An 11,977-nucleotide genomic window follows, 5' to 3' on the forward strand; every position below is an offset into this window, starting at 1 on the left:
GCCAGGCGTCGCAGAGCAGGCGGGGATTTGTCAGACAGGCCCTAAGGCCTGGGCGCTGCTCCGGCGGCTCAGACCTCGACGCTGAGCCCCTCGAGACCCCGGATCACGAAGTTCGGCTTGCGGCGCGGCTCCTCGGCGAGGCGGAGTGCCGGGGTCTTCTCCAGCAGGGCCGCCATCGAGGCCGCCAGTTCGATCCGGGCCAGCGGCGCGCCGATGCAGTAGTGGATCCCCGCGCTGAAGGAGATGTGCGGGTTGTCCGCGCGAGTCAGGTCGAGGCGCGCCGGGTCGGTGAAGACCGCCGGGTCGTGATTGGCGGAGCCGAAGAGCAGGGCGATCTCCGCGCCGCGCGGGATCGTCGTGCCGGCGATCTCGATCTCGTCCAGGACCCAGCGTTCGAAGAGCTGGAGCGGGGTGTCGTAGCGCATCAGCTCTTCGACGGCGGAGGGGATGAGGGTGTGGTCGGCGCGCAGGGCCGCCAGCTGGGCCTCGTTACGGAACAGGGCGTACCAGCCGTTGACCGTGGAGTTCACCGTGGCCTCGTGGCCGGCGTTCAGCAGCAGGACCGCTGTCGAGATCATCTCCTGCTCGGTGAGGCGGTCGCCCTCGTCGTGTGCCTCGATGAGGCCCGAGATGAGGTCGTCGCCGGGTTCCTTGCGGCGGGCCGCGATCAGTTCGCGCAGATAGTCGGAGAACTCGACGGACGCCCTGACCGCCTTCGCCGCCGTCTCCTCGGACGGGTTCAGCTCGTACATCCCGCAGATGTCCGCCGACCAGGGGCGCAGCGGGGCCCGGTCGGACTCCGGGATGCCGAGCATCTCGGCGATCACGGCGACGGGGAGGGGTTCTGCCACGTCCTTGAGCAGGTCTCCGCCGCCGGCCTCCGCCAGCGCCGACGCCAGCTCGTCGGCCAGGCCCCGCACATACGGCTTCAGCCGCTCCACCGTGCGCGGCGTGAACGCCTTCGACACCAGGCGCCGGATCCGGGTGTGGTCCGGCGGCTCCAGGTCGAGCATCCCGTGGTCGTTGAGCGTGTGGAACGGCTCCTGCCCGGCCGGCGGCGCGGTCCGGCCGAACTCCTCGTGGGTGAAGCGGTGCTGGTACGTCCGGCCGAGGCGCCGGTCGCGCAGCAGGGCCGAGACGTCCGCGTGGTGCGGGACGAGCCACTGGTTGGTGGGCTCGTAGTAGTGGACGCGGCCCTGGGCACGCAGCTCGGCGTAGGCGGGGTACGGGTCGGCGAGGAACGCCGGGTCCCACGGGTCGAAGGCAGCCATGGCGGGACGCTAGCCCCACATGCCGTTCACTGACCAGGGGTGATCCTTCACGCGGTCGAGTCGGTGTCGGCTACGCCTCCAAGGGCATCCTCCACAAGGACGACTGGGGCAAGAAGCTCGCCACCGGGGCCCGAGAGCCTCGGGGCGACGTCCCCCTGCTCACACCGGCTAGCCGGGTGTCACCAGCCGCGCCTCGTACGCGAACACCGCCGCCTGGGTGCGGTCCCTGAGGCCCAGCTTCACCAGGATCCGGCTGACATGTGTCTTGATCGTCGACTCGGCGACCACCAGCCGCTCGGCGATCTCCGCGTTCGACAGCCCCTGCGCGATCAGGACCAGCACCTCCGTCTCCCGCTCGGTGAGGTCCCCGTACGCCTGCGCGGAGGGCATGAGACGCGGGGTCTCGGAGAGCTTGGAGAACTCGGTGATCAGACGCCTGGTCACCGAAGGGGCGAGGAGGGCCTCCCCGGCGGCCACGATCCGCACCCCGTCGGCCAACTGGCGGGCCGAGGCGTCCTTGAGGAGGAAGCCGGAGGCTCCCGCGCGCAGCGCCTGGTACACGTACTCGTCGAGGTCGAACGTGGTGAGCACCAGCACCTTCGACTCGCCGTCGCCGGCGACGATCTCGCGGGTCGCCTCGATGCCGTTCAGTTCGGGCATGCGGATGTCCATCAGCACGACGTCCGGGGCGAGTTCGCGGACCTTCGCGACGGCCTCCCGGCCGTTCACCGCCTCGCCGACGACCTCGATCTCCGGCATCGCGTTCAGCAGGACCGAGAAGCCCTCGCGCACCATCATCTGGTCGTCCGCGATCAGCACGCGAATGGTCATGCGTCACCCTCGTCCGGCAGGGTGACCGGCAGGAACACCGCCACCTCGTAGCCTTCGTCGTCCGTCGGGCCCGCCGTCATCTCGCCGTTGAGCATCGACACCCGCTCCCGCATGCCGGTGATGCCGTGCCCGGCGCCGGGCGAGGGCTTGATCAGGCTCGGGTTCGGCGGCGGGCCGTTGACTATGCGCAGCCCCAGCCCGCCGAGCACGTAGCCGATCTCGACACGGGCGGTCGCGCCCGGCGCGTGCCGCAGGGAGTTGCTCAGCGCCTCCTGCACGATCCGGTACGCCGACAGCTCCACGCCCTGCGGCAGCTCGCGCACCGCACCGGTCACCACCTTGTCGACGCTCAGCCCGGCCTCCCGCACATTGGCCAGCAGCACATCCAGTTCGGCGAGCGTCGGCTGCGGGGCGTCCGGGGCCTCGTAGTCCTCGGCGCGCACGACGCCCAGGACGCGGCGCAGTTCCGTGAGGGCCGCCACCGCGTTCACCCGGATCGTGGCGAAGGCCTTCTCCAGCTCCGGCGGCGGGTTCTCCACCCGGTAGGGCGCGGCCTCCGCCTGGATGGCGACCACCGACATGTGGTGAGCCACGACGTCGTGCAGCTCGCGGGCGATCGTCGTGCGCTCCTCCAGCAGGGTGCGGCGGGAACGCTCGTGCGCGGTAACCGTCTGCTGGGCGGTGACCTCCTGCACGGCGTCCCGGCGGATGTGCCGGACGGTGACGCAGAGCAGGATCAGCGCCGAGAGGATCAGCATGGCGCCGGAGTTGCTGCCGTACATGGAGGTCGGGCCGATGCCGCTGTCCGCGACGATGGCGTACAGCGCCGTCAGCACCCACATCCAACCGGCCGTGCGCGGCCTGGTGCGCATCGCCACCACCGTCATCACGGTGAGATGGCTGACGAAGCTGCCGGCCGCCCACGGCCACTCGAACCAGCGGCTGCCGACCACGGCCACGACCGGGGTGGAGACCATGGACACCCAGAACGCCCCCACCGGCCGCACCATGGTCAGCAGCACCGGAACCGCGCAGAACAGACCCATCAGCGCGGCGGGTCCGCCGGAGTCGACGGTGGCGAAGGCCACGGAGATCAGGGCCGCCGTGACGATCAGGGCGTGCGGCGTCCAGGCCGCGTACTCCCGCAGGCGGCCGGGCAGCCGCCGGGCGAACCGCCCGTCGGTGCGCCGGGCCGGCAGCGGCCGGTAGGCGAAAGCGTCATGGATCAGGTCCTGCCGCAGCCCGCGCAGGGAGTCCACCGCCACCCGGTACTCCGGGCTGTGCGGCTTGGCCCCGTCCCCCGGCGGCATGGTCTGGATGGGAGTCGTCTCGGTCACGTACAGAAAGGTAAGCGCACCCCCGGGTCCCGGTCGTCCCCAGTGAGACGGGTTCCTCGGTCTCCCTCTCAGGTACTACGGGGACCGGGACGGCGACTCCAGGGGCGGCGCCTCAGTACCCCGAAGGCCGCACCAGCCCCGACTCGTACGCGAACACCGCCGCCTGCGTCCGGTCCCTGAGGCCCAGTTTCACCAGGATCCGGCCCACATGGGTCTTCACCGTCTGCTCGGCGACGAAGAGGTGCCGGGCGATCTCCCCGTTCGACAGGCCCTGTGCGATCAGGGCGAGCACCTCCGTCTCCCGCTCGGTCAGATCGCAGATGCGTTCCTTGAGCGGGGCGCGGGGCCGGTCGTCCAGCCGGGAGAACTCGGCGATCAGCTTGCGCGTGATGACCGGAGCGAGCAACGCCTCCCCGGCCGCCACCACCCGGACCGCCTCGGCGAGCTGCTCCGACGACGCGTCCTTCAGCAGGAACCCGGAGGCCCCGGCACGCAGCGCGTCGTACACGTACTCGTCGAGATCGAACGTGGTCAGCACCAGCACCCTGATGTCCGGGTGCGCTGCCGTGATCAGCTCGGTGGCCTCGATACCGCCGACCCCGGGCATGCGGATGTCCATCAGGACCACGTCCGGGGAGGTCTCGGCGGCCTTCGCGACGGCTTCCCCGCCCTCCCTCGCCTCGCCGACGACCTCTATGTCGGGCTGGGTGCCGAGCAGCACGGTGAAGCCCTGCCGGACCATCGCCTGGTCGTCGACGATGAGGACCCGGATGGGTTTGCCGCTGCCGCTCGTCATGGGGTTCCTGCCTCGGGGTCGGGGAAGTGGTAGGTGATCCGGTCGGAGCCCGGTGCCGGGTCGGCGGGCGGGGTGTCCGGGAGGAACGCGGTCACCTTGAAGCCGTCCCAGTGCCACGGGTGCGCCGTCATGGTGCCGCCGAGCATGGCGACCCGCTCCCGCATGCCGAGCAGTCCGTGCCCCGCCCCCGTCGAGGGCGACGCCGGTCCGGTCGGCCGGGAGTTGACTATCTCCACCTCCAGCCCGTCCGGCAGGTACGTGAGACGGACCTTGGCGCTCGCGCCGGGCGCGTGCCGCAGGACGTTGCTCAGGGCCTCCTGCACGATCCGGTACGCCGACAGCTCCACACCGGGCGGCAGCGGACGCCGCTCGCCGTTGATCTCCGTGGTGACCTCGCGGCCGGCCGCCCGGGTGTTCTCCACCAGCGCGTCGAGCCGGTCGAGGGTGGGCTGCGGCGCGTGCTCGGCGGTGCCGGTGGCGCCGCCCGGGCCGACGGGCGCCTCCCCCGGCCCGGGGTGCTCCGAGCGCAGCACGCCCAGCACCCGGCGCAGCTCGGTCAGCGCCTCCAGGGCGTTCTGCCGGATGCCCGCGAGGTTCTCCTTGAGCTCGTCGGGCGGGTTCTCGACGAGATGCGGGGCGACCTGCGCCTGGATGGAGATGACCGACATGTGGTGCGCCACCACGTCGTGCAGTTCCCGCGCGATACGGCTGCGCTCCTCCAGCAGGGTGCGCCGGGTGCGCTCCTCGGCGGTGAGCGTGGTCTGCTCGATGAGTTCCGCACGGGCCTCGCGTCTGCCGCGCAGCGCGGTGCCGACGACCACGACGACGGCGGACAGCGGGACCGCGACCGTGCCGGTGGCGTCGTAGTTCACACCGGCCGACCACCAGCCCTGGAGGACGGAGGTGAGCACCACCGTCACGGCCAGCGCCTCCACCGCCGCGCGGGTGCGCACGCGGAGCGCGAGCAGCAACAGCACGAACAGGTGGGAGATGATCCCGGCCGCCGTCCAGGGCCAGGTGTAGGTCTCGGCATCGGAGCCCAGCCGGCTGTGCAGCAGGACGGCGCCCAGCACCCAGCTCACCGTGGACAGCCACCACCCCGGGACCGGCCGCCACATCCCGAGGATCATGGCTCCGGCCTGCCCGCCCGCGACCAGAAACGCCGCCCCGGTGTTCAGCTGGCCGTTGTCCACCATGTCGCCCATGGCCCCGACCAGGACGCCGAACGCGGCCAGGCACACCAGGCCGTGCGGCAGCCAGCGCAGCCAGGTGGAGGGCGGCAGCGGGTCGGCCCGGACCGTCCACAGGTCCTCGCGCAGCGCCCGCAGCCAGCCCCCGCCGCGCGCTCGCAGCGCGCGGCCCGCCCCCGTGTCCGTCACGCGGCCCAGCCTAGACATGGCGGGCCTCCGCCGCTGTCCCCCGACCGGACGGACGGTGCTCCCGGACGACCCGCGACCGCCGGCCCCGCCGGCCGCTCCGCACGCCCTGCTCGCCGCCCTTCTCGCCGCCCTGTTCGCAGAATCGGAAGGCGGCCCAGCAGACCGCCAGGGCCAGGGCGAACACGGGAAGCCACAGGAGCCGGGCCCCCACCCAGTCGAGCCCGTCGGGCCGTGTGTGCAGCCCGGGGTGCCGGCCCGCGAGGAGGCCGGTGGCCGTCGTGGCCATCAGGGCCGTCTGATGCCACAGAAAGATGGTCATCGCGGAAAGGTTGACGAGCGCCACCGCCGCCCAGGCCACCGGTCGGCGCATCGCGTTCCGCAGCCGCTCGCGCAGCAGCAGGGCGAGACCGCACTGAGCCAGGCCGAAGGTGACGACGGCCAGCGTCGGCGGGTCCAGGTTGGACATGCCCTCGCCCGGGACGCCGACCATCGACGCCGGGTAGCCGGCGAAGACGACGAGCACGGCGGTCGCCGCCGCGCCGCAGCCGAGCAGGACCCAGCCCGCGCGGCGGCCCTCCAGCTCGCCTCGGGTCCAGGCCGCGCCCAGGGTGTAGGGCACCATCCAGCCCGCCGCCACGTTCACCCAGCCCAGCCAGGAGGGGCCGCCCAGGCCGAACCGCACAAGGTCCACGTGCAGTACGACGGCCAGCGGCCACAGCGGGTTCAGCCGGGTCAGCAACGGAGTCGCCGCCGTCAGCGCGGCGAACACCACCAGGAACCACAGCGGGGACAGCGCCAGTTTCACCAGCGTGCGGACCGTCCCGAACTCGGTGCCCGACAGCAGCAGGGCGAGCGCGGCGATCGTCCACAGGCCGAGGACGGCCGCGACCGGCTTGAACAACCGGGTCAGACGGCCCGTCAGCCAGCGGTGGTACGGGACGCCCCGGGCGCGGGCCGAGAGGTAGCCGCGCGTGGCGACATGGCCGCCGACCAGGAAGAACACGGCGAGTGTCTGGAACAGCCAGGAGACGGGCGTCAGCCAGGGCATGTCCTTGAGCGGGCTCGCCGTGCGCAGGGCGCGGCCGTCGGAGACCAGGGCGGTGACCAGCCAGTGGCCGAGGACGACGCCGAGCACCGCCGCGGCGCGCAGGGCGTCCACGGCCCGGTCCCGGCCGGCCGGGGTGGCCGTACCGACGCGGTCGGCGCCGCGGAGCACCGCGTGCCGGACACCTCGTACGCCGATGCCGGTCATCCGTACACCGTTGTCAGCCATGGGTCACCGCCTTGGTCTCGCCCAGGACGATCCGGGTCAGGTTGGTCAGGGAGGCCGAGCCGGGCCTGAAGTAGTCGCTGTGGCCGCCGTCGCCGGCGGTGAAGACCCGGGCGCCGAAGGCCGGGGAGACGGGGTCGGTACCGAAGCCGACGGTGGTGCCGAACAGGTCCGCGCTGAGATGCGGGACGTTCGCCACCCAGTCGTCGCCGCCGAGGGCCGCCCAGACCCGGGCGCGGGTGCGCAGCTCGGCGGCGGAGTCCGCGCCGGTTCCGGGGCTGCCGACGAGCACGAGGTCGTCGACGGCGAGCCCGGCGGTGGCCCGCCCGCAGACGACCGAGCCGTACGAATGGCACAGCAGCGAGACGCGCGGTCCGTCGCCCGCTATGGCGCGCAGGTCGGCGACCAGGGAGCGCAGCCGCGGGGCCGCCTGCTCCGCCCTGCCGGTCGTGGTGACCGTCGTGCTGACCGTGCCCGGCGTCTCGTAGCCCAGCCAGGCCACCACCGCGGTGCGCGTGCCCGCCGGGGCCTGCCGGACGAGCTGCCCGTACAGCGCGGCCGCGGCCGCGTGGAACCGGCCGTAGGTGTCGAGGCTCGTGTCGGAGCCGGGGACCAGGACGGCTATCCGGTCGGCCCGGCCGAGGTCGCCCAGGACCTCCGTCACCCGGCCGGAGCCGCGGCCGTCGAAGGCGAGAAGACGCCGGGCCGGCGCGGCCAGCGAACGGTCCGTCGCGGCCCGGGCCCGGTCGTGATGGCCCGCGGCCATCCGGGCCGCTTCGGCGGCGTTGGCACGGTTGGCCGCGTACGCCTCGTCCAGCGTCGACGCGCTGAGCGAAGCGAGAGTGGCGGGTGCGGGCGCGGGGATCTCCGGCCGCACCGCCCCGGAAAGAGGGAGAACCACCGCACCCGTGACGAGAGCGGCGAGCGCGGCACGACGCCATCGGCCGACGCGACGCCGCACACCACCGCCGACGCGACGCCGCACACCACCGCCGTCGCGGTCACCGTCGCCGTCGCCTCGGCCGTCACTACGGCCATCGCTACGGCCGTCGCTACGGCGGTACCTCGATGCGGACCCCATGGTCGTCCCCCTCCAGCGCACCCGGCCATCGGGTCTGCACGGAAGGGAAGTTACGGAGCGGGACTCGTCGTCCGCGTCCCACCGGGGAACTCACCTGCGGAGTAGCTCTCAGGTACTACGGGTATGGCCGGGGGCCCCTCTAAGGGTCCGGTCGGGAAGGCCTGTCACCAGGCCAGCTGCTCGATCTCCTCCGCCACCACGGCACACGCGTCCGCCGCCGGGTCGATGAGCGGGAAGTGCCCCACGTCCTCCAGCAGCGTCACCCCCACCATCTCCCCGGCCTTCGCCGCCGCCTCCGCGTACGACTCGGCGACCATCTGCGGCACATCGAGGTCCGCCCGGCCCTGGACGAGGGTGGTGGCGATGCCGGTGGGCAGCAGCAGCGCGGGGTCCGCGTACGGCTGACGCTCGGCGAAGTGCTCGTCCCCGCCCAGGAGTTGGCGTACGGCACCCCCGCACACGTCCAGCTTGTCGGCGACCGCGAAGTCCGCGATCGGGGCGAGGGCGACCACGCCCCGCAGGGCCGCCGGGCCACCGGTGCGCCAGGGCGAGCCGGCCGGCAGGACGTGCCGGGCCGCACCCCACAGCGCGAGGTGCCCGCCCGCCGAGTGGCCGGTGAGGACCGTACGGCGCGGGTCGGCCTGCGGCAGGTGTTCCCGTACGAGCGCGGGCAGGGCGTCCAGCGCGGCGGCCACGTCGTCGAAGGTGTCGGGCCAGCGGCCCGCGAGGGAGTCGTCACCGCCGCCGCACCGGTACTCGGCACTGGCCACGGCGAATCCGCGACGGGCGAGGAAGTCCGCGAAGGGGCTGATGTGACGCCGGTCGTACGGCGCCCGCCAGGCACCGCCGTGCAGCACGAGCACGACCGGGGCGAGTCCGCCCGGGCCGGCCTGCACGCGCGGGGCGTAGAAGTCGATCACCTGGTCGGGGTGGTCGCCGTAGGCGGCGGTGGCGTCGGGGCCGACGGGCTCGTGGGAGAACGCCGACTTCTCCTCGGCAGCGGCCCGTGCTGCTGCGACGTCGTCCGTCATGCTCCAACCTTCCAGCGAAACGAGCGAGAACGTACGGGCGGACCAGGTCAGAAGTCGGCCGTTGGCCGGGACGGTACCAGGCACGTGACATGCGCGGACACGTGGATGTCACGCTGGGTGAAGATCGGGCGGTTCAGCCGTTTCCTTGCGTCTACGGCGAGTTGGTGACGAACGGCGAGTCGGCACCGAACGGCCCCCGCGGCGGCAGGGACCGTCCGTCACGGTCGGCTCACCCCAGCGTCGCCGCCAGCACCCGCGCCGCCCGCTCCACGTCGGCGAAGCCCACGTACAGCGGCGTGAACCCGAAGCGCAGCACGTCCGGCGCCCTGAAGTCGCCGACCACACCCCGCTCGATCAGCCGTTTCATCACGTCACCGGCGTCGTCACAGCGCAGGGCGATCTGGCTGCCCCGCTCCGAGTGCGCCACCGGCGTCAGGCACTCGACCCTGCCCTCCGGCACGTACTCCGCCACGCACTCCAGGAAGAAGTCCGTCAGCGCGAGGGACTTGGCCCGCACCGCCTCGACCGGCACCCCCTCCCACACCTCCAGGGCCGCCTCCAGGGCGAGCATGGAGAGGATGTCCGGCGTACCGACCCGGCCGCGCGGCGCACCGGAGGCCGGTTCATAGGCAGGGCGCATCCCGAACGGCTCGGCGTGGGAGTTCCAGCCGGGCAGCGGGGAGTCGAAGCGGTCCTGGAGCTCGCGGCGCACATACAGGTACGCCGGTGAACCCGGCCCGCCGTTCAGGTACTTGTAGGTGCAGCCGACCGCCAGGTCCACCCCGTGCTCGTCGAGCCCGACCGGCAGGGCGCCCGCGCTGTGGCACAGGTCCCACACGGCGAGCGCGCCCGCCTCGTGCACGGCGGCCGTCAGCGCCGGCAGGTCGTGCAGCCGGCCGGTGCGGTAGTCGACGTGGTTGAGGAGCACGGCGGCGGTACGGCCGGACAGCGCGCCCGGCACCTGAGCCGGTGTCACCGGCCGCAGGGTGCGGCCGGTCATCCGCGCCGCCGACTCGGCGATGTACCCGTCGGTGGGGAAGGTCGTGGCGTCGACGAGGATCTCGTCGCGGTCGTCCCCGGCGAGGCGGACGGCCCCCACAAGTGCCTTGAAAACATTGACACTTGTCGAGTCGCCTACCACGATCTGCCCGGGCTCCGCCCCGACCAGCGGGGCGATCCGGTCACCGATCCGCTCGGGCGCCGTCCACCAGCCGCTCTCCTCCCAGGACCGGATGCGCAGCTCGCCCCACTGGCGCCGTACGACGTCCTCGACCCGTCCGGGCACGACTGCCGGCAGCGCACCGAGCGAGTTGCCGTCGAGGTAGACCACATCGTCGAGGACGAAACCGTCCCGCTTGCCCCGCAGTTCGTCGGCGGCGTCCAGCTTCTCGGCCCTCATCGCCAGTTCAGACATAGGACCGCGCCGTCCACAGCTCGGGGAACACGTTCTTCTGCGCGCGCTTCTCCAGCCAGGCCACCCCGGCGGAGCCGCCCGTGCCGGTCTTGGAGCCCATCGCGCGGCGGGTGGCGACCAGATGGTCGTTGCGCCAGCGCCACACCAGCTCGGCGACATCGCTCAGCGCCTCGCCCAGCCGGGCCAGTCCGTCGCTCTCGTCACCCGAGTAGACGGCTGTCCAGGCCGCCTCCACCTCCGGCGACGGCTCGTAGCGCTTCGCCACGTCACGCCGCAGCACGGCCTCCGGGACGTCGTACCCGCGCCGCGCGAGCAGCCGTACGACCTCGTCGTACAGGCTCGGCTCGTGCAGTGCCTTCTCCAGCTCGGCGTGCACGCGCGGCGCGCCCCGGTGCGGGACGAGCATGGACGCGGACTTCTCGCCGAGCAGGAACTCCATCCGCCGGTACATCGCCGACTGGAAGCCGGAGCCCTCGCCGAGGGCGCTGCGGTAAGAGTTGAACTGGGCGGGCGTGAGCTGGGCGAGCGGCCTCCAGGAGGCGTTGAGCGCCTCCAGCTCGCGCACGGACCGCTTCAGCGCGGCGGTCGCGGTGGGGATGTCGTCGGAGCGCAGTGCCCGCGCGGCCGTCTCCCACTCGTGGACGATGACGGTGAACCACAGCTCCATCACCTGGGTCGTCACCAGGAAGACCATCTCTCCCGGGTCGTCCGAGAGGGTGTGCTGGAGGTGGGTGAGCACGTCCGCCTTGACGTAGTCCTCGTACGGCGTCGTGCCTTGGAAATCGAGATGCGGGGTCTCGGGCTCGTGAGCCTCGTGGGACATCGCTGTCTCCTGCAGATAACTCCGGGTAGCGGTCCGCCCCTGCCGATTCCGGCACGGGGGCCCCGGTCCCCAGGGGCATACTCCGCAATAGTCCCCCGGAACCGCAAGGCCCGCCCGCTGACCGGACGGACCTCGCGTGCAGAACGCTCTCAGCCCAGGACCTGCGCCGCCGTCGGCGAGGAGTCCTTGAGGAACTGGGAGCAGCGCTCGTACTCCTCCTGCTCGCCGATCGTCTGCGCGGCACGGGCGAGGGCGTGCAGGGCCCGCAGGAAGCCGCGGTTCGGCTCGTGCTCCCACGGCACCGGGCCGTGGCCCTTCCAGCCGCTGCGGCGCAGCGCGTCCAGGCCGCGGTGGTAGCCCGTACGGGCGTACGCGTACGACTCCACGGCCGCGCCCCGCTCGAACGCCTCGTCGGCGAGCTGCGCCCAGGCGAGCGAGGAGGTCGGATGCGCGGCGGCGACGTCGACCGGCGCGGTACCCGACGCGAGCAGCTCACGCGGCCCGGGGTCGTCGGGCAGATGGGTCGGGGGCGGACCCCCGAGAAGGTTCTCGTGAATGGACATGCACCAAGTCTGCGCCATCCCACTGAGCTGCGGAAACCAGTCGCGCTCAGCTGCGGGCAATCGTGCCGCCCAAGCCGCCTGAGCTGCGGGCACCGGCCCCACCGAGCCGCGGGCACCGGTCCTGCATAGCTGCGGGCAATCGTGCCGCCAAGGGCGGCACGGGTGGGCGCAGCGGCACCCC

At 72.7% G+C, this 11,977-nt stretch carries 11 protein-coding genes; all 11 read right to left on the bottom strand.

Features of this window, described 5'->3' with window-relative positions; translation table 11 throughout:
- Window positions 1-68: 68 nt before the first annotated feature.
- Window positions 69-1,271, bottom strand: coding sequence for a cytochrome P450 (locus ACWIF2_RS27975; protein WP_454363556.1), 1,203 nt, complete (start codon window positions 1,269-1,271; stop codon window positions 69-71).
- 168 nt (window positions 1,272-1,439) lie between these two features.
- The gene (locus tag ACWIF2_RS27980) at window positions 1,440-2,102 is read right to left on the bottom strand and encodes a response regulator (RefSeq protein ID WP_454363557.1); all 663 of its coding nucleotides are present in this window, start codon (window positions 2,100-2,102) and stop codon (window positions 1,440-1,442) included.
- Complete coding sequence (locus tag ACWIF2_RS27985) at window positions 2,099-3,439, bottom strand: sensor histidine kinase (RefSeq protein WP_454363558.1); 1,341 nt, start codon at window positions 3,437-3,439, stop codon at window positions 2,099-2,101. Before ACWIF2_RS27985 ends, ACWIF2_RS27980 begins: the two co-directional genes overlap by 4 nt.
- Window positions 3,440-3,551: 112 nt before the next feature.
- Entirely contained in the window at window positions 3,552-4,235 is a 684-nt protein-coding gene (locus ACWIF2_RS27990) for a response regulator (protein WP_454363559.1), read from the bottom strand.
- Window positions 4,232-5,632, bottom strand: coding sequence for a sensor histidine kinase (locus ACWIF2_RS27995; RefSeq protein ID WP_454363560.1), 1,401 nt, complete (start codon window positions 5,630-5,632; stop codon window positions 4,232-4,234). The genes ACWIF2_RS27990 and ACWIF2_RS27995 overlap by 4 nt, the downstream gene beginning before the upstream one ends.
- Window positions 5,625-6,866: an acyltransferase family protein gene (locus ACWIF2_RS28000; protein WP_454363566.1), complete on the bottom strand. Its 1,242-nt coding sequence runs from the start codon at window positions 6,864-6,866 to the stop codon at window positions 5,625-5,627. Before ACWIF2_RS28000 ends, ACWIF2_RS27995 begins: the two co-directional genes overlap by 8 nt.
- A 13-nt stretch (window positions 6,867-6,879) precedes the next feature.
- The gene (locus tag ACWIF2_RS28005) at window positions 6,880-7,785 is read right to left on the bottom strand and encodes an alpha/beta hydrolase (protein ID WP_454363561.1); all 906 of its coding nucleotides are present in this window, start codon (window positions 7,783-7,785) and stop codon (window positions 6,880-6,882) included.
- Window positions 7,786-8,129: 344 nt separating this feature from the next.
- Window positions 8,130-8,996 carry an alpha/beta hydrolase gene (locus ACWIF2_RS28010; protein WP_454363562.1) on the bottom strand — a complete coding sequence of 289 codons (867 nt, stop codon included), beginning with the start codon at window positions 8,994-8,996 and terminating at the stop codon, window positions 8,130-8,132.
- Window positions 8,997-9,225: 229 nt separating this feature from the next.
- Window positions 9,226-10,410 carry a kynureninase gene (kynU, locus tag ACWIF2_RS28015; protein ID WP_454363563.1) on the bottom strand — a complete coding sequence of 395 codons (1,185 nt, stop codon included), beginning with the start codon at window positions 10,408-10,410 and terminating at the stop codon, window positions 9,226-9,228.
- The gene (locus tag ACWIF2_RS28020) at window positions 10,403-11,233 is read right to left on the bottom strand and encodes a tryptophan 2,3-dioxygenase family protein (protein WP_454363564.1); all 831 of its coding nucleotides are present in this window, start codon (window positions 11,231-11,233) and stop codon (window positions 10,403-10,405) included. The genes kynU and ACWIF2_RS28020 overlap by 8 nt, the downstream gene beginning before the upstream one ends.
- Before the next feature lie 149 nt (window positions 11,234-11,382).
- Window positions 11,383-11,796 (bottom strand): DUF3151 domain-containing protein, encoded by a 414-nt coding sequence (locus tag ACWIF2_RS28025; protein ID WP_184594398.1) that lies wholly within the window; start codon window positions 11,794-11,796, stop codon window positions 11,383-11,385.
- Window positions 11,797-11,977 lie beyond the last annotated feature (181 nt).

The organism is Streptomyces sp. NPDC055506 (assembly GCF_053643595.1).